General features: G+C 71.2%; 16 protein-coding genes and 1 pseudogene. 6 read left to right on the top strand and 11 right to left on the bottom strand.

The genetic code is table 11. The annotated features are described in order from the left end of the window. Nucleotides 1-42 precede the first annotated feature (42 nt). On the bottom strand, nucleotides 43-1,275 hold the full coding sequence (locus A4X17_RS12970; RefSeq protein ID WP_064296105.1) for an aminotransferase class V-fold PLP-dependent enzyme: 1,233 nt from the start codon (nucleotides 1,273-1,275) through the stop codon (nucleotides 43-45). A 237-nt stretch (nucleotides 1,276-1,512) separates the two neighbouring features. Between A4X17_RS12970 and A4X17_RS12975 the strand changes: the two genes are divergently transcribed. Continuing rightward, nucleotides 1,513-2,205, top strand: a complete 693-nt coding sequence (locus tag A4X17_RS12975) for a FadR/GntR family transcriptional regulator (RefSeq protein WP_064296106.1) — start codon at nucleotides 1,513-1,515, stop codon at nucleotides 2,203-2,205. Between the two features lie 186 nt (nucleotides 2,206-2,391). Here the strand turns inward: A4X17_RS12975 and A4X17_RS12980 are convergent, their stop codons facing one another. The 3 genes from A4X17_RS12980 to aztA form a co-directional block, all read right to left on the bottom strand. Beyond that, on the bottom strand, nucleotides 2,392-3,333 hold the full coding sequence (locus tag A4X17_RS12980) for an SDR family NAD(P)-dependent oxidoreductase (protein ID WP_064296107.1): 942 nt from the start codon (nucleotides 3,331-3,333) through the stop codon (nucleotides 2,392-2,394). 258 nt (nucleotides 3,334-3,591) lie between these two features. Continuing rightward, nucleotides 3,592-3,936 (bottom strand): chorismate mutase, encoded by a 345-nt coding sequence (locus A4X17_RS12985; RefSeq protein WP_064296108.1) that lies wholly within the window; start codon nucleotides 3,934-3,936, stop codon nucleotides 3,592-3,594. A gap of 61 nt (nucleotides 3,937-3,997) precedes the next feature. After that, nucleotides 3,998-4,690: a zinc ABC transporter ATP-binding protein AztA gene (gene aztA, locus A4X17_RS12990; protein WP_197479080.1), complete on the bottom strand. Its 693-nt coding sequence runs from the start codon at nucleotides 4,688-4,690 to the stop codon at nucleotides 3,998-4,000. Between the two features lie 50 nt (nucleotides 4,691-4,740). Here aztA and aztB point away from each other — a divergent pair, with 50 nt between their 5' ends. The 4 genes from aztB to aztD are packed head-to-tail and all read left to right on the top strand — an operon-like array spanning nucleotide 4,741 to nucleotide 9,170. Continuing rightward, nucleotides 4,741-5,739 carry a zinc ABC transporter permease AztB gene (gene aztB / locus A4X17_RS12995; protein WP_064296110.1) on the top strand — a complete coding sequence of 333 codons (999 nt, stop codon included), beginning with the start codon at nucleotides 4,741-4,743 and terminating at the stop codon, nucleotides 5,737-5,739. Next, nucleotides 5,631-6,956 (top strand): hypothetical protein, encoded by a 1,326-nt coding sequence (locus A4X17_RS13000; RefSeq protein ID WP_197479081.1) that lies wholly within the window; start codon nucleotides 5,631-5,633, stop codon nucleotides 6,954-6,956. The genes aztB and A4X17_RS13000 overlap by 109 nt, the downstream gene beginning before the upstream one ends. Before the next feature lie 2 nt (nucleotides 6,957-6,958). After that, nucleotides 6,959-7,891, top strand: coding sequence for a zinc ABC transporter substrate-binding protein AztC (gene aztC / locus A4X17_RS13005; protein WP_064296111.1), 933 nt, complete (start codon nucleotides 6,959-6,961; stop codon nucleotides 7,889-7,891). A gap of 28 nt (nucleotides 7,892-7,919) precedes the next feature. Then, nucleotides 7,920-9,170: a zinc metallochaperone AztD gene (gene aztD / locus A4X17_RS13010; RefSeq protein WP_231884384.1), complete on the top strand. Its 1,251-nt coding sequence runs from the start codon at nucleotides 7,920-7,922 to the stop codon at nucleotides 9,168-9,170. 85 nt (nucleotides 9,171-9,255) lie between these two features. Here the strand turns inward: aztD and A4X17_RS13015 are convergent, their stop codons facing one another. The 3 genes and pseudogenes from A4X17_RS13015 to A4X17_RS13025 form a co-directional block, all read right to left on the bottom strand. Further along, a complete protein-coding gene (locus tag A4X17_RS13015) occupies nucleotides 9,256-10,650 on the bottom strand; it encodes an FtsX-like permease family protein (RefSeq protein WP_231884385.1) in 1,395 nt (464 codons plus the stop codon). Nucleotides 10,651-10,880: 230 nt separating this feature from the next. After that, nucleotides 10,881-11,555 (bottom strand): annotated as a pseudogene (locus tag A4X17_RS13020) (ABC transporter ATP-binding protein); the annotation flags it as partial. Nucleotides 11,556-11,657: 102 nt separating this feature from the next. Continuing rightward, nucleotides 11,658-11,972, bottom strand: coding sequence for a hypothetical protein (locus tag A4X17_RS13025; RefSeq protein WP_064296112.1), 315 nt, complete (start codon nucleotides 11,970-11,972; stop codon nucleotides 11,658-11,660). 127 nt (nucleotides 11,973-12,099) lie between these two features. On the opposite strand from A4X17_RS13025, the gene A4X17_RS13030 reads away from it, so the two are divergent. Continuing rightward, a complete protein-coding gene (locus A4X17_RS13030) occupies nucleotides 12,100-13,254 on the top strand; it encodes an AI-2E family transporter (protein ID WP_082916158.1) in 1,155 nt (384 codons plus the stop codon). Between the two features lie 23 nt (nucleotides 13,255-13,277). Here the strand turns inward: A4X17_RS13030 and A4X17_RS13035 are convergent, their stop codons facing one another. Genes A4X17_RS13035 through A4X17_RS13050 form a run of 4 tightly spaced genes read right to left on the bottom strand, consistent with a single transcriptional unit; the run spans nucleotide 13,278 to nucleotide 17,258 of the window. Then, complete coding sequence (locus A4X17_RS13035; RefSeq protein WP_064296113.1) at nucleotides 13,278-14,375, bottom strand: ABC transporter ATP-binding protein; 1,098 nt, start codon at nucleotides 14,373-14,375, stop codon at nucleotides 13,278-13,280. Next, nucleotides 14,372-15,184 carry an ABC transporter permease subunit gene (locus A4X17_RS13040; protein WP_064296114.1) on the bottom strand — a complete coding sequence of 271 codons (813 nt, stop codon included), beginning with the start codon at nucleotides 15,182-15,184 and terminating at the stop codon, nucleotides 14,372-14,374. The genes A4X17_RS13035 and A4X17_RS13040 overlap by 4 nt, the downstream gene beginning before the upstream one ends. Next, entirely contained in the window at nucleotides 15,181-16,149 is a 969-nt protein-coding gene (locus A4X17_RS13045) for an ABC transporter permease subunit (protein ID WP_064296120.1), read from the bottom strand. Before A4X17_RS13045 ends, A4X17_RS13040 begins: the two co-directional genes overlap by 4 nt. Further along, nucleotides 16,149-17,258, bottom strand: a complete 1,110-nt coding sequence (locus A4X17_RS13050; protein WP_064296115.1) for an ABC transporter substrate-binding protein — start codon at nucleotides 17,256-17,258, stop codon at nucleotides 16,149-16,151. Before A4X17_RS13050 ends, A4X17_RS13045 begins: the two co-directional genes overlap by 1 nt. Between the last annotated feature and the right edge of the window lie 172 nt (nucleotides 17,259-17,430).

The raw sequence follows: 17,430 nt of genomic DNA on the forward strand, positions 1-17,430 counted from the left end.
GGTGGTGCGGGTGTGGTGATGTCGGGTCGGGCGGGTCCGCGCTCAGCTCGTGGCAGCGCGTTCCTCCTCGGCCCATCGCGCGAGCACCGGGACGGCGTGCTCGGCGAAGTGTTCGAAGTCCTCGGGGGTGTTGTAGACGTGGGTGGAGAGTCGGACGTAGCCGATCCCGTCGAGGCTCGTGAACGCGCCCTCGACACCGAGCTCGGCGGAGACGCGGTCGCGGAGCCCGTCCGCGGTCGCGTGGGTCGTCGCGAGGCCGGTCGGGAGCTTGACGAGCCGGAGGGCGTTGACGGGCATGCCCACGTCGACGTGGCTGTCCTCGCCGGTGATGGCGGTCACGGCGTCGGCGACCACCTCGACCGCGTAGTCGGCGAGCTCGGTCATGTAGTCCCTGGCGGCCGACCAGCCCCAGACGTCCTCGATGAACCCGAGCGAGGTCGCCGCGGCGAGGTAGCTCGTGACGTCGACCGTGCCCTGGGTGTCGAAGCGCTGCGGGAACGGGTACGGGGAGCCCCAGGAGTCGATGAGCGGGTAGAGCTCCTGCGCGAGCGGGCTGCGGGCGACGAGGACGGCGGCACCGCGCGGGGCGCACCCGAACTTGTGCAGGTTGCCGACCCAGAAGTCGCAGTCGAGGTCGCGCATGGGATCGGCGTAGAGGCCGGGCACGTGGGCGGCGTCGACGAGCGTGGGGATGCCGGCGGCGCGGGCGGTGGCGGCGATCTGCTGGACCGGCAGGAGTCGGGCGGTCGGCGAGGTGATCTGGTCCATCACGATGAGGGCCGTGCGGTCGCTGAACTCGGCGACGACGGCGTCGTGGGCGGTCTGCGCGTCGGCGTCGAGCGGGATGCGGGCGGTCCGGACGGTGCCGCCCCAGCGACGCGCGAGGCGCTCCGCTCCCATCGTGACGGCGCCGTAGCCGTGGTCGGTGACGATGATCTCGAGGCCGCGCTGCACGGGGAGGCTGGAGAAGACGACGCTCGCCCCGGCGCTCGCGTTCGGAACCATGGCGAGCTGGTCGACCGACGCCCCGAGGAAGTCGGCGATCCCGACACGGGCGGCGCCGACCTTGGCGGGGAGGGCCGGGAACCAGGTGAGGGGCGCGGCCTCCATCTCGCGGCGGAGGGCCTGCTGGTGCTCCTGCGCGACGATCGGGACCGCCCCGAAGGATCCGTGGTTGATGTGGCGCTTGGTCGGATCCAGCGTCCACCCGGCCGTTGCCGGTCGGCCGTCGCCGAGCGTGAGCGGCGCTGGCCGTGCGATGGTGCGAGTGTCCACAGTGACGTTCCTCCGAGTCGATTATGCAGTGGATTGTCCGATAACCATAGGGGCAACGTTTGATGACTTGGGTTTCTGTCGTGTTACAAGTGATCGCTCAGGTCGTTTCCGTATCGACTCATCGGATGACTTGGTCTTCGAAGGTGGAGTCATCGGATGTCTCATGGTCCGCGGCGGCTCGCGGATCACCGGTGACGGGCCGCTACGATGGCGGGACGACCCCTGAGGAGGAGCCGCATGTCCGCAGTCGACACCGCGTTCCACGGCCTGCGACACATGATCGCGTCGGGACGACTCGTGGCGGGGCAGCGGTTCCCGGCCGAGAACGAGCTCTGCGACGAACTCGGCGTGTCACGCGGGTCCCTCCGTGAGGCCGTCCGCATGCTGGCCGCCCTCGGGATCATCGAGTCGCGGCACGGCTCGGGCACCTACGTGTCGATGCTCCGGCCCGAGGAGATCATCGGCAGCCTGTCGCTCACGGTCGATCTCCTCCCCCTCGACGGTCTCCTGCAGATGTACGAGCTGCGGCGGGTGCTCGAGACCCACGCCACCTCGCAGGCCGCTGCCCGCGCGAGTGACGAGGTACGCGCTGAACTCTCCGAACTGGTGGAGGCGATGGAACGCACGACCGACCCCGCCGAGTCGAGCGAGCTGGACCACCGGTTCCACGAACTCATCGCACGGACGGCCGGGAACGCCACGCTGACAGCTCTGCTCCAGGTCTTCCGGTCGCGATCACGTGCCTACGACGTCTTCAGCCTGCCCGCCGGCGATGAGCTGCGTCGGGTCAGCAACCGCGGTCACCGGGCGATGACCGAGGCGATCATCTCGCGCGACCCCGTCGGGGCCGCCGGGGCGGCATCAGCGCATGTCGCGCAGACCGAGGAGTGGTTGCGCGTCCTGCAGCCGCCGGCGACCCCCGCCGACTGAGCTCTGGTTGCGCCAGCGCGGTGCGCTGACGTCAGCGCCGGTCTGTGGCGCGAGCGCGGGTCTCCGGAGGGGTGCGCTCAGCGCCATGCCCTGCGGTCACGCCGGTTGAGGCGCCGTCGCGCGAGCGCACCGCGCTGGGGCCGATTGCCCCGCACTCGTGCCGGCGCGATGCGCTGACGGCTGTGCTCATGGGGCCGGGAGGATGGGCGTCCCGATGAGCCGCTCGAGGTCGGTCCAGAGCGCCGCCGCGACGTCCCTGTCGGTCGTGATCGCTGCCGGGGTCTGCCGCACGGCGTCGCCCTTCGTGAGCCACCGGGGACCGTAGAACCAACCTCCGTCGGCCGCCTCGTCGGTGATCGCCCGGAGCGTGGGCTCGGCACCCCGCTGCTTGCTCTGCGCGTAGACGGACTGCAGGGTGTCGGAGAAGCGGCGCCCACGGGTCGGCTCGTTGACGCCGGGGACGCGACGGTCGAGTCCGTTGACCGAGTAGCCGGGGTGTGCGACGAGGGCCCGGACGGTGCTGTGCGACGCCGCGAGCCGACGGTCGAGCTCGAAGCCGAGCGACGAGAGGGCGATCTTGGACTGGGCGTACGCCTGCCAGCCGCTGTACCCGTCACGGAGCTGCAGGTCGTCGCCATGGAACCGGACGAGCAGGGTGGAGAGGCTTCCGAGGAGCACGACGCGCGGCGCGGAATCGTGGGCGTCCGCCGTGCGCTGCAACACCGGCAGGGCTTCGGCGAGCAGGGCGGCGTGGCCGACGACGTTCGTCGCGAAGACCAGCTCGATGCCGTCGGCCGTCTCCTGCCGCTCCTTCGGCATGTGCACCATCCCGGCGTTCGCGACGAGGGCGTCGAGACGGTCGAGGTCCGCGAGTCGCTCGCCCGCCGCGCGCGCCGAGTCGAGCGAGGAGGTGTCGAAGGGGAGGTGGCTGAGCCGGGCGTCGGGCACCTTCACCCGGATCGCCCGCATCGCCGCCTGCGTCTTCGTCGCGCTCCGCGACGCGAGCACGACCTCCGCGCCCGCTCGTGCGAGCCCGAGACTCGTCCAGAAGCCGAGGCCGGCGTTCGCTCCGGTGACGAGGACGACGCGTCCGGTCTGATCGGGCAGGGAGTCGGCGTTCCAGGTCATGGACTCATGATGGCGCAGGACGCTGGACACCGCCCGAAGAAGCGTGACCCCTTGCCCTGGCTCACCCGAGGTGCCAGCGCGGTGCGCCGACGCGACCGCGAGCGAATCGGGCCGAGTGTGGGCGGACGGGCCTGATCGCACGCGAACGGGCCTCACCGCGGGCCACACGCGTGGGCGCGACCCTCCGGAGACCCGCGCTCACGCCACAGACCCGCGCTCGCGTCAGCGCACCGCGCTGGCCGAAGGGAACACGCGGGATCAGTGCTGGTTGGCGAGACGCTCGTGGTGGTGGATGACCTCGGCGACGACGAAGTTGAACCACTTCTCGGCGAAGGCCGGGTCGAGGTGCGACTCCTCGGCGAGCGCCCGGAGACGGGTGATCTGCCGCTGCTCGCGCGCCGGATCGCTCGCGGGCATGTCGTGCTCGGCCTTCAGACGACCGACCTCCTGGGTGCACTTGAACCGCTCGGCCAGCAGGTGGACGAGCGCCGCGTCGATGTTGTCGATGCTGCTCCGCAGGCGGCCCAATCGCTCGGTGGCCGCCTGGGCGTCCGCCGCAGCGGCGCCGGTCGTGGGTTCGGGTTGCTGCTCGGCCTGACTCATGCGAAAACTCTAGCAACGCGCCCGGGGCGGTAGACGGGTCGCCGGGCGATCCCCAGCCGGTTCACCGCGGAGCCTCGACGAGACAGCCCGTCTCGAGATGCAGCCGCGCGTCGGCCTCGGCGACCGCGACCGGATCGTGCGTCACCTCCACCACCGTCGCGCCGCGGTCGGCCTCCGCCCGGAGCACCTCGCGGATCGCCAGCCCAGCCGCACGATCGAGACCGACGGTCGGCTCGTCGAGCAGCAGGAGGTCGGCCTCACGCGCGAGCGCCTGCGCGACGAGGACCCGCTGGCGCTGTCCACCCGACAGCTCACCGAAGGAGCGTCCGGCGAGGTGCAGGACGTCGAGGCGGGCGAGGCTCTCGTCGACGATACGGCGGTCCCTCGCCCCGAGTCGACCCCACCGACGACGCAGCGTCGGCCAGCGTCCCATCGATGCGACATCGCGCACCGTGACCGGGAAGCGCTCGGGCACGGCACTGCGTTGCGGGACGTAGGCGGCGGACCGACCGTCGAGGCCGTCGACGCCGCCCGAGCTCGGTCGGTGTAGGCCCGCGATCACCGCGAGCAACGTCGACTTCCCCGCTCCGTTCGCCCCGGTGACGACGGTGATGGCGGCCGCCCCGACCTCGACCGAGATCCCGTGCAGGACGCGCGCGCCGTCGTACTCGGCCGACACGTCGTGGAGTCGGATGCCGGACACGACGGGCCGTCCCGCCATCGGAGGGCGAGGGGTGCTCGTCGCGGATCGCATGTCTTCACCCTATCAATACTGAGAATCATTTTCATGTAGAGTGCTCGACCATGACCTGGATCACCGAGCCGTTCACCGCGGCCTTCCTCCTGCGCGCCCTCGTCGGCGGTCTGCTGGTGGCGGCCGTCTGCGGTGTCGTGGGCACCTGGGTCGTCCTCCGCGGCCTCGCGTTCCTCGGGGAGGCGATGGCCCACGGCATGCTGCCCGGCGTCGCCACCGCCGCGCTCCTCGGCCTGCCGCCGGTCGCCGGCGCAGCCGTCAGCGCAGTCGTCATGACCGCCGGCGTCAGCCTCGTCTCGCGGCGCGGCAGGCTGTCCCACGACACCTCGATCGGTCTCCTCTTCGTCGGCATGCTGGCCCTCGGGGTCATCATCGTGTCGTCGAGCAGATCGTTCGCCACGGACCTCACGGCGATCCTCTTCGGCGACATCCTCGCCATCCGGCCCGCGGACCTGGCGGGCCTCGCCATCGCCCTTCTCGTCACCGTGGGCGTCGCGGTCGCCTTCCACCGCCCGTTCGTCGCGCTCGCCTTCGACCGCCGGGTCGCGCAGACCATGGGCCTCCGGCCGAGACTCGCCCACGCGATGCTCGTCGGCCTCGTGACCCTCGCGGTCGTCGCCTCCTACAGTGCCGTCGGCACGCTGCTCGTCGTGGCCCTCCTCCTCGGGCCGGCCGTCGCCGCGGCCCATTGGGCGCGTCGCATCCCGCTCATCATGCTGCTCGCCTCGGGCTTCGGCGGCCTCGCCGTGCTGCTCGGCCTGCTCCTCTCCTGGTACGGCGACACCGCGGCCGGAGCGTCCATCGCCGCCTGCTCGATCCTGCTCGCCACGGTGTCCTGGGGCGCGCGGGCGCTCGTCGGACGGCTCCGGCGGCCCACCGACCGACACCTCGACCACCCCGACGACCACCTCTCCGAACCGACCCACCTGGAAAGCGCACCGTGCACCGACTCCTCCGACCGACCATCCGACCAGGCGGCTCCCGCCCGACCGACGACCGGCTCCCCCGCGTCACACGCACCGCGCTCACTCTCGGCGCCCTCGCACTGACCCTCACCGCCTGCGCGCCGCAGGGGTCGGCATCACCCACCGCGTCGGCCTCGGACGAACCGCGCGGACACGGCTACGTCGAGGGCGCGAGTGAGCTCCCCGAGCCGCAACTGCACCTCGCGACCGCCGACGTCGACGGCACCGTCGAGCTGACCGACCTGCTCAGCGAGGAGCGCACGACGCTCGCCGAGCTCGGCCCGATCTCGGCGCTCACGGGCGACGGTCGGTTCGTCGCCGCGCAGTCCGAGCCCGCCGGCACCGTGACGATCATCGACACCGGTGTGTGGACGGTCGATCATGAGGACCACCAGCACTACTACCGCGCCGAGGCGCGGGTCGTGGGCGAGATCGAGGGCGACGGACCAGCGACGATCACCGCGGGTTCGACGACCACCGCCGTGCGGTTCGCCGGTTCGGGCGAGACACTCCTGCTCGACACCGCCGCACTCGGCAGGGGCGACATCACGCAGTCCGGTCGGATCCGGACCTCGCCCGGTGCTCCCGGGCTCACCGTGCCGATCGGCGAGACGGTCGTCGCATCCGACGGGAGCGGGAGGCTGCATCTCCACGGCGTCGACGGCGACCTCCTCGACCCTTCGTCGGCGTCCGTGACCGCTGCCGACGCTGTGCTCGCCGGGTGCACCGATCCGGCCGGCAGCATCACGACGAACGTCGGCGTCGTCATCAGCTGCGCGGAGGGCGCGGTCCTCGCCGTCGTCGACCGCAGCTCGAGCGAGGCCGACCCGGTCCCCACGTTCGAGGCGATCCCCTATCCACAGGCTGTCGCCGCCGACGACCGCGCGATGTCCTTCCATTCGCGCCCCGGTCGTCCGACGGTCGCCGCCGTCGCCGGCACCTCCGGCGCCTGGCTGCTCGACACCCGCGAGCGCAGCTGGGCCCTGCTGCCGACCTCCACGCCGCTCCAGCTCGTCACCGCCGTCGACGACCGCGACCAGCACGTCGTGGGCCTCACGACGACCGGCGACCTCCTCGTCCTCGACGGCGCCACCGGCGCCGTGACGGGGACCGCGGCCGCACTCGTCGGTGGAGCCGACCTCGCCACGGGCGTCCAACTGGAGGTCGACCAGAACCGCGCCTACCTGAACACCCCGGGCACGCGCACCGTCTCCGAGATCGACTACGGCGACGCTGCGCGGATCGCCCGCACCTTCACCTTCGACACGGCACCGGCGTTCCTCGCCGAGACGGGACGCTGACCATGCGAGCGACCATCCCCCGGACGACCGCCCTCCTGCGCACGACCGCCGTCCTCGCGGCCGGCCTCGTGCTCGGAACCGGCCTGACGAGCTGTGCGGCGAGCGCCGACGACCGCCCGCTCGTCGTCGTGACCACGAACATCCTCGGCGACGTCGTCGGTGAACTCGTCGGTGACCAGGCCGAGGTCATGACCCTCATGCCGCCCGACGCCGATCCGCACTCCTTCGAGATCTCCGCGCGGCAGGCGGCACGCATCACCGGTGCGCAGCTGCTCGTGTCGAACGGCCTGGGACTCGAGGAGGGACTCACCCAGCACCTGGAGACCGCGGCCGACGAAGAGGTGCCGATCGTCGAGGCCGGCTCGCTCGTCGACGTCCTCGAGACCGAGTCGGGCGCGACCGATCCGCACTTCTGGACCGACCCGACGCAGATGACGTCGGTCGTGGACGGGGTCACCGAGGCGTTGCTCGAGGAGATCCCCACGCTCGACGCGGCCGAGCTGCAGGCGAACGCCGCCACGTACACGGCCGGGCTCGAGGCGCTCGACGCCGAGATGGCCGAGGCGTTCGCCGCCATCCCGGCCGAGCAGCGGAAGCTCGTCACCAACCATCACGTGTTCGGGTATCTCTCCGCCCGCTACGACTTCCAGGTCATCGGCGCCGTGATCCCGAGCGGCACCACGCTCGCGGCGCCCAGCGCCTCGGACCTCGACGAACTGTCGACCGCGATCGAGGAGGCCGGCGTCCGGACGATCTTCGCCGACTCCTCCCAACCCGACCGGCTCGTGCAGGTGCTCGCCGACGAGGCGGACGTCGACGTCGCCGTCGTCCCGTTGTTCACCGAGTCGTTGACCGCCGAGTCGGGCGACGCCCCCACCTACCTCACCATGATGCGCGCGAACACCGAGCGCATCGCCACCGGACTCTCGCCCTGAGCGGGCGTCCACGAACCGATAGGAAACCATGCAGCAGCAGCAGCACCGCAGTCCCCTGGCTCCGCGCCTGAAGCGCGGTCGGGTCCCGTTCCTCGCCCTCGGCACCGCCGCGGCCCTCCTCCTCACCGGTTGCTCGACCGCGAGCGGCTCCGCGCCCGACGCGACCGCGTCGACCTCCGCCGACCCGCAGCGTCGGATCACCCTCACCTACGACGGCGGCCTCCTCGTCCTCGACGCCGCCTCCCTCGAGGTGGTCGGCGACCTCCCCCTCGACGGGTTCAACCGGGTGAACGCCGCCGGCGACGGGCGGCACGTGCTCGTCACCACGACGAAGGGCTTCCAGGTCCTCGACACCGGGACATGGACGGACGAGGACGGCACCTCGAAGCAGGCCGACCCGGTCCTGACCGACCTCGTCTTCCCCGCCGACACCGCAGGCCACGTCGTCCGTCACGCCGACAAGACCATCCTGTTCGCCGACGGCTCCGGCGACACGACGATCTTCGACAGCGCCGACCTCCTCGAGGCCACCGACGAGCTGCCTGAGACCGAGACCATCCCGTCGGAGGCCGCGCACCACGGTGTCGCCATCGAGCTCGAGGACGGCACCGTGCTGTCCACGATCGGCACCCCGGACGCCCGGACCGGTGTCCGCGTGCTCGACGACTCGCGCACCGAGATCGCCCGCAACGAGCAGTGCCCGTCGGTGCACGGTGAAGGCACCGTCAAGGACGAGGTCGTCGTGTTCGGCTGCAGCGACGGCGTGCTCGTCTACGACAGCGGCGTCTTCACGAAGATCCAGGCGCCGGACGCCTACGGGCGCACGGGCAACCAGTACGTCAGCGAGACGTCCTCCATCGCGGTCGGCGACTACAACAGCGACCCGGACGCCGAGGGCTACGACCTCCGCCAGCTCGCGTTCACCGACACGGTCGCGAAGACGACGAAGATCGTCGACCTGCCTGAGGGCGTCGGCTACACCTGGCGCGACGTCGCCCGAGGGCCGAACGACGAGGTCATCGTGCTCGGCAACGACGGTTCGCTGCACATCCTCGACGAGCAGACGGGTGCCGTCACCGACACCATCGAGGTCATCGACGCCTGGGAGCCGCCGGCCGAGTGGCAGGACGCCCACCCGGCGCTCGTCGTTCAGGACGGTGTCGCCTACGTGACCGACCCGGCGACGAAGTCGATCCACGCCGTGGATCTCGCGTCCGGCGACATCACGACGGGTGAGCTGCCCGGCGTCCCGAACGAGATCGCGGTCGTCACGGGCTGACCCGACCTCACCGAGGGCGCCCGTTCCGTCCTCCCCGCTTCATGCAGGGGACGGAACGGGCGCTCTCGTCGTGCGGGCCGGGCGGTCAGACGCGCTCGGGCGCTCGGAGCACCCCGGAGACGACCGGACGGGTCGCGCGAAGGGCCGCCCACACGAGCCCGATGCCACCGGCGAAGCACCCGACGATGACGAGGACCGACAGCGGGGCGAGGATGACACTGATGCTGGCCATCGGCAGGACGAGCAGGACGCCCAGTCCGGCCGAGCCCAGCGCGACCACCCGCAGGGGCAGCATGACCGCGCGACCGCGAGCCCGTTCCATGACGTCCCGCGGCACCCCCAGGCGGTCGAGGCTGACGTAGAGGTCGCGGCGGTCGAGGACCGCCGAGGCCTGGTTCACCCCGACGGAGCACGCGACCATGAGGAACGACGCGACGAGCGTGATGATCACGCCGGTGCGGATGTCGTCGATGAGGATGGCGCTCTCGCGGTCGAGGTCGGAACCGCCGGCGGCATCCATGAGCGCCACACCGGTCCCGGCGACGACGGCGACGAAACTCGTCATCGCCACGCCGCTGACCTGACGCCACGCCGCCTTCGGCGACTCCAGGATCGTGCGTGCACCGAGGAGCCGCTCAGGTGTCTTGGCACGCTTGGCCGACCCACGGCCGATCATCCCGACCACCCAGGGGCCGATCAATCCGAGCACGCCCACACCGGCGGCGAACCCGACGCCCAGCACGGCGATGATGGCGGCTACCTCCTGCAACCCCGTCACGACGGAGAGCATGCCGTAGGCGACGATCACGACGACGACCCCGACGACGATGCGCAGCCAGTGCACGGTCGGCGCCTGCTGCTTCGTGCGGACGCCGAGCGGACTCACGTTCACGGCGCGGAGACCGATGGCGGCGCTCGCTGCTGCGAGCAGCACGACCCCGAGGACCACCGCGGCGATGATCGGGACACCGACCCAGACGCCCTCGACCCCGATCGGGGAACCACCGAACGGAATGAGCCCGACGAGCGGCAGCATGCCGAGGTACAGCAGGATCCCGGCGAACGCACCGAGCAGGGCGACCCCGGCCGACTCGAGGACGGTCATCGCCGTGACCGTGCCGGGTGTCGCGCCGAGGAGTCGGAGGGTGGCGAGTCGGTCGTCGCGGCGCCGTGCGGAGAGCCGCGCGGCGGCCCCGCCGAGCGAGCCGAGCGGGACGAGCAGCAGGGCCAGCGCAAGCACACTGAGCACCTGGTAGACGAAGGCCGTCTCACCGGTCCACCGCCAGAACATCATCGCGCCGCCGAGCACCGTGAGGACGAGTGCGGTGGTAACGGCGAACGCGACCGCCGGGAGCACGATCGTCGCAGGGCTCTGCGCGCCGGGGCGGGCGAGCATCCAGGTGAGACGGACGACGGGACTGCGACCGCTGCCGGCGGGGACCGGGATCCGGGTCGGTGCGACCCCGAGTGCGGCGGTCACGGTCGGGCTCCGTTCGGGACGACACCGGTCGCCTGACCCGGGTAGGTCTGCGGCGGGTACGGCTGCGCAGCGGGCTGGGGGTATGGCTGCTGCGGGAACGGCTGCCCGGCGGGCTGCTGCTGGTACGGGGGCTGCTGCGGCGGGTACGGCTGCTGCGCCTGCTGCGGCACGGGTGCCTGCCCGCTCGCGAACTGCTGCGCCGGGGTCGGTCCGCCGACCCCGCCCGGCTGCCCGATGATCCGACCGTCGGCGAGGCGGATGATCCGAGAGCACCGCGCGGCGACCGTCTCGTCGTGCGTCACGAGGACGAGCGTGCGTCCCTGCCCGGTGGTCGCGTGGAGCAGCGCCCCCATGACGTCGGCGGAGGTCCGGGAGTCGAGCGCGCCGGTCGGCTCGTCGGCGAAGACGATCGGCGCACCGGTCACCTGAGCGCGGGCGATCGCGACGCGCTGCGCCTGACCACCGCTCAGTTCGCCGATCCGGCGGGTCTCCATGCCGGCCAGTCCCAAAGCGGCGAGCCACGCTGCCGCACTCGACTCGGCGGCGATCCGCGGTGTCCCGCCGAGCATCAGGGCGATCGCGACGTTCTCGACGGCGGTCAGCTCGGGGATGAGCAGGCCCTGCTGGAAGACGAAGCCGAAGGACTCGCGCCGCAGTTGCGAGCGGTGGCGTTCGTCGAGCTGATCGACGCGGACGACGCCCGTCGGGGTGCTGAAGGCGATCGAGCCGGTATCGGGGGTGACGATCCCCGCGAGCGCATGCATGAGCGTCGTCTTGCCGGAGCCGGAGGCACCCATGATGGCGACCGACTCACCGGGGAGGATGTCGAGATCGACGCCGGCGAGGGCGACGGTCGGCCCGTACTGTTTCGTGAGTCCGCGAGCGGAGAGGATCGAAGTGTTCATGCTCCCATCGTCGGCGGCGGGTGTCCCGCAGCGCGTCGGCCGGGCGATGCAAGCTCCCCCGCCCGGGTCATCCGCGAGGTGGACCCGGCGTGGACCTCGCGGTCAGTTGCCGCGGCGGCGGTACTGGGCGAAGACCGCCGCGTCGGCTGCCCAGCCCGCGCCGAGGAAGCGGAGACCTGTTCCGGCGTCGGTCCCGCCGGCTGCGGCCGCGGGCGTCTGGGTCGGCTCGACCGAGGCGGTGAGATCGACCCCGGCAGCGCCCGCGGCGACGTGCGCAGTAGCGCTGACGCGCTCGGCGACCACTCCCTGCTCCGCGGCCTCGTCGCGCCGGCCCGGCATCGGCTCCGTGAGCGGGACCGCCCGCAGCGGTGCGGTGACCCGGGTATGGACGGCGTGCGAGCGGGTGATCGATGACATGTTCCCATCGTCCTGAACGCGAACACCCGACACATCCCGCAGCCGGGTGATCCTGCGGGACCCGGTCTCATCCTCCGGTACCACGACAGCTGTCGGGCAAACGGGCGGTGGGCAATACGCTTGCGGCATGACGAGTACGCCCCATCGCCACCAGCAGCTGCGTCCGGCGGCACGTCAGCAGCGTGTCCGGTTCCGCGCCCACCGCCCGGCCGAGTTGACGACCACCGTCAGGACGACCCTCCAGCGCCCCTTCGCGATCGGCTTCGTCGGAGCACTCGGTGCCCTCGCGGCCATCCTGCTCGTCCTCACCCTCGGCTCGCTGTCGACCATCCTCGTCTCCATCGCGGTCGGACTCTTCATCGCCCTCGGCCTCGACCCGGTCGTCGTCCGACTCGAGGCACGAGGCATCAAGCGCCCGTTCGCCATCGCGATCGTCTTCGCCGCCTTCGCCGTCCTGCTCGCGATCCTCCTGGCCCTCGTCATCCCCGTCGTCACCCGGCAGGCCGTCGAGCTGGTGAGCAACGCCCCCGCCTTCCTCACCGGCATCCAGGACCAGGAGTGGTTCCGGTCCCTGAGCGACTACCTCGGTCCGGGCGTCGATCTCCAGGGCGCGCTCGATTGGCTCTACGGGGTGGCCGCCGACCCGAAGACGTGGGTCGTCCTGGCCGGCGGCGCCCTCAACCTCGGCGTCGGCATCGCGAACGGCTTCTTCGGCGGCTTCATCGCCCTCGTCCTCGCGCTCTACTTCCTCGCGTCCATGCAGGCGATGAAGAACGCGTTCACCTCCCTCGTGCCCCGTCGCTCCCGGCCGCGCGTCGTGTCGATCACCGACCAGATCACCGCCTCCATCGGCGGGTACGTGAGCGGCATGGTGGTGCTGGCCGGGATCAACGCCGTCCTCGGGCTCATCATGATGCTCATCGTCGGGGTGCCGTACGCCGGGATCCTCGCCGTCGTCATCTTCTTCGTGACGCTCATCCCTCTCGTCGGCTCGATCATCGCGACCGTCATCGTCGCGACCGTCGGGCTGTTCGACTCACCGACGACGGCACTCGTCGTCATCGTCTACTACCTGGTCTACATGCAGATCGAGTCGTACGTGCTGACGCCGCGGGTCATGAACAAGGCGGTCTCGGTGCCCGGCGCCCTCGTCGTCATCGGCGCGATGGTCGGCGGTTCGCTCATCGGGCTGCTCGGCGCCCTCGTCTCCATCCCGGTGACGGCGTCGATCCTGCTGATCATCAAGCAGGTCGTCGTGCCACGACAGAACGCGAAGGCGTAGCCGCTCCCCGCCGGTGAGGGGCCTCAGGCCGTCTGCACCGGGACGGGACGACCGGCGAAGCGGATGCGGACGGACTCCCCCGCCTCCAGTCGTTCCGTCGCGCCGTGCTGCACCGCGACCAGCGTGCCGTCCGGCAGCTCGACGGTCGTGCGACGCACCGGGCCGAGGAAGCTCGAGGTGAGCACGACCGCAGCAGACCCGACCGTGGGCTCCGTCGCGTCGGCGAACACGACGTCCTCAGGCCGGACGAGCGCGACGACGGCACCATCCCCCGGCTGCTCGCCGATCACCGGGAGCACCTGCCCGAGCACCTCGACCCCACCGGGCACGAGCACACCCGGGATCCGGTTGCTCAGGCCGATGAACTCCGCGACGAACGGCGACGACGGCCGCGAGTAGAGCTCCTCCGGCGTCCCGATCTGCTCGATGACGCCGGCACGCATGACGGCGACCCGGTCGGCGACGGCGAGCGCCTCCTCCTGGTCGTGCGTGACGAAGAGGGTCGTGATCTGCAGCTCCGACTGGATCCGACGGATCTCGTCGCGCAGCTGGACGCGCACCTTGGCGTCGAGTGCGCTGAGCGGCTCGTCGAGGAGGAGGACCCGAGGACGCGTGACCAACGCCCGGGCGAGGGCGACGCGCTGCTGCTGCCCGCCCGAGAGCTGGTGGGCGTAGCGGGCGGCGAGGTGGCCGAGGCCGACGAGGTCGAGACTCTCGGCGGCACGCGTCCGTCGCTCGGCCGCCGGCACCTTCCGCATGCGCAGGCCGAACTCGACGTTCTCGAGCACCGTGAGGTGTGGGAACAGCGAGTACGACTGGAACACCATGCCGAGGTCGCGCTTGTTCGTCGGCACGGACACGACGTCGACCCCGTCGATGAGCACGCTCCCCGAGGTGATGTCTTCGAGCCCCGCCAGGCTGCGGAGCGCGGTCGTCTTCCCGCACCCCGACGGCCCCAGCAACGCGACGAACTCACCGGGCGCGAGGTCGAGGCTCACGCCGTCGAGGGCACGGGCACCCGAGCCGTAGTCCTTCACGACGCGATCGAACCACACCGCCGCGCCGGCCGGGCGTCCGTCTCCGGGCGTCGCTGCGGGTGCCGACTGGTCGATGGTGGTCATGGTGTCTCCCTGATGCGGCGGATCGATCCGACGCGGCCGATGATGAACAGCAGGACGAAGGCGAAGGCGAGCGCCAGCAGGGCGAAGGCCACCGCGACGAAGGGGTCGCTCTTCGACACCTGCACGAGCGAGGTCTGCAGCGTGTTGCGTCCGAGGAGCGAGGCGATCGTGTACTCACCGAGGACGACGGCGACCGAGATGACCGACGCCGTCAGCACGCCGCGACGCAGGTTGGGCAGCAGGACGCGGACGAGGACGGTCCCCCAGCCGGCGCCGAGCGTGCGCGCGGCCTCGGCGAGGGTGCCGACGTCGACCGACTGCAGGTTCGCGGCGATCGCCCGGTAGGCGTACGGCAGCACCGTGATCCCGTACGCGAACGCGAGCGTCCACGGCGCACTGCCGAGCAGCCTGGCCACGACCGAGTAGACCGGCGCGAGTCCGACGACGAGCACGATGGCCGGCACGGTGATCGGGATGATGCAGACGAACTCGAGGACCCGCTGCAGCTTCGGGAAGCGGAGCTTGACGAGGATCATCGTCGGCAGCAGGAGCACCACGACGATCAGCACGGTCACCGCGGCGAGCACGACGGAGTTGCCGATGCCCTGGAAGAGCACCCGGTACTTCCGCGAGTTCTCCGGGTCGAGGATCGCAGCCCAGTGGCCGAGGTCGTGGCCGCCGTCGATCCCGGCGCGCAGGGTGAACTCGACCATCGACAGGATCGGGACGGCGAACACCACCGCGACGACGATGAGGATGACCCGGCTCGTGAGCTTCGACGGCGTGGCCGAGTCGCGGACGGCGCTCATCGCTGCCACCGTTCCGTCCGCGCCTGGAGGGCGGAGTAGGCCGTCATCATGACGACCATCACGACGATCATCCCGATCGCGAGCGAACCGGCGAGGTTCTCCCGGCCGAGGACGGTTTCGCTGATGAGGGCACCGCGGATCTGGAGTGGCACGATCTGCGCCCCCTGGCTGATGAGCGCGGCGGCGGTCGCATAGCTCGAGAACGCGTTCGCGAACAACAGCAGGAGCGACCCGAGGAAGGAGGGGGCGAGGATCGGCATCGCGATCCGGGTCCAGTAGGTGAAGCGGGTGCCGCCGAGGGTCGCGTTCGCCTCGGACCAGGTCCGCTTCAACCCCTCCATCGCCGGCATGAAGGTGATGACCATGAGCGGCACCTGGAAGTACAGGTACGGCAGGAGGAGGCCCGGGACCTGGTAGAGCCACACGCCGTCGGCGAAGAGGTCGACCCCGAGGCGGTCCTTGAGGAACACGGTGACGAGGCCCTTGATGCCGATGGTCGCGATGAAGGCGAAGGCGAGCATGACGCCACCGAACTGGGCGAGGACGCTCGAAGCCGCATCGACGAAGGTGCGGATGAGTCCGTCGGGCCGGACCGCGAGGAGCGCGTAGCAGACGAGGGCTCCGACGACGGCTCCGGCGACCGCGGTGACGGCGGAGACCCAGAAGGAGCTGGCGAAGGCCCCGAGGACCGCCGGTTCGGCGAGCGCCGTGAGGTTGTCGAGCGTGAACGCGCCGTCGCCGTCGAAGAAACCGGTGGCGAGGGCGAGGAACGTCGGGACCGCGAGGAAGAGCAGGGCGTACAGCGCGAACGGCGTCAGGCCGAGGAGCGCCCAGCGCGGACGGCGGCGGGGGCGCGCCGCAGCGGGTTCGGCCGAGGCGTCCGATGCGTCGGTGGGCGGGAGCGAGACGGCGGGGCCGGCGTGTGCCGACCCCGCCTCACTCCGCCGGGTGGCGGAGGTGGTCATCAGGAGATCGCTGCCGCCCACTTCTCGGCGAGCAGCGAGGTGGCCTGCTCGGTCTGCTCGGGCGTGAACTGCACGAGGTCGGCGGGCATCTCGCCCACGGCGTCGAGCGCCTTCTGGTCGACGGTGTCGGCCTCGACCATCGCGGCGAGGGTCGAGGGGTACGCGCCGGCGGCGAGGTACAGGTTCTGCGCCTCGGGGCTGAAGATGAACTCCTGCCAGAGTCGCGCGGCCGCGGGGTGCGGCGCGTCCACGTTGATGGCCTGGTTGTAGTAGCTGCCGACGGCCGAACCCGGGAGGACGGTGGTCTTCCAGTTGCGCTGGCCCTCGTTCTCAGTCGCGGCGGCGAGGTTGTTGTAGCTCCAGTCGATCACGACGGGGGTCTCACCCGAGGCGATCGTCGCCGGGGTCGGGTCGAGCGGCAGGAAGTTGCCCGCCTGGTTGAGCTTCTGGAAGAAGTCGACACCGGGCTGGATGTCGTCGGCCGAACCACCGGACTGCAGGGCGGCGAGGTAGACGCCGGCCGCGGCGGCACCGGCCTGGGTCGGGTCGCCGTTCAGCGCGACCTTGCCCGCGAACTCGGAGCCGAGGAGGTCGTCGAGCGACTTCGGCGCGGGGACGGCGTCCGCGTCGTAGCCGATGGAGACGAGGCCGGTGTAGTCGTACACCCACAGGCCGGTCTTCTCCTTCGAGCCCTCCGGGATGTCGTCCCAGTTGGCGACCTGGTACGGCGCGAACTGCTTGAGGTTGTCGAGGGCGACGGCGGAGCCGAGGTCGAAGACGTCGGGAGCGGTGTCCTGGCCCTGCTGGTTCTTCGCGGCCGTGATCTCCTCGGCACTCGAGACGTCGGGGTCGGCCGAGTTGACCGTGATGTCGTACTTGTCCTCGAACGCGGAGATGATCTTCCCGTAGTTCGCCCAGGTGTCGGGGAGGGCGATGACGTTCAGCTGGCCCTCGGCCTTCGCCGCTTCGACGAGCGCGTCCATCCCGCCGAAGTCCTCGGCGGAGGTCGCCGTCTTGGCGTCGACGTCGGAGCCGGCTCCGGTGTCCGCTCCGGCGGAGCATGCGGTGAGCGCGGTCGCGGCGAGTGCGACGATGGCGAGGGCGGTCATACGCCTGGTGTTCACGGTTCCTCCAGTGACGTCGGCGGCCGCCCGTGCTGTCGGGCCGTCGGATACCGCGTCCGTCGTCTGGAGGACAAGCTAGGGTCGCGACGTAGCGCGATCGGGGCCTGCCGGTGTCGCGCAGGTGAACAGTGCCCGTCGCCAAGCTCAGGGACCGGGC

It is taken from the genome of Plantibacter sp. H53 (genome assembly GCF_001650455.1).
Taxonomy (GTDB): Bacteria; Actinomycetota; Actinomycetes; order Actinomycetales; family Microbacteriaceae; genus Plantibacter; species Plantibacter flavus_A.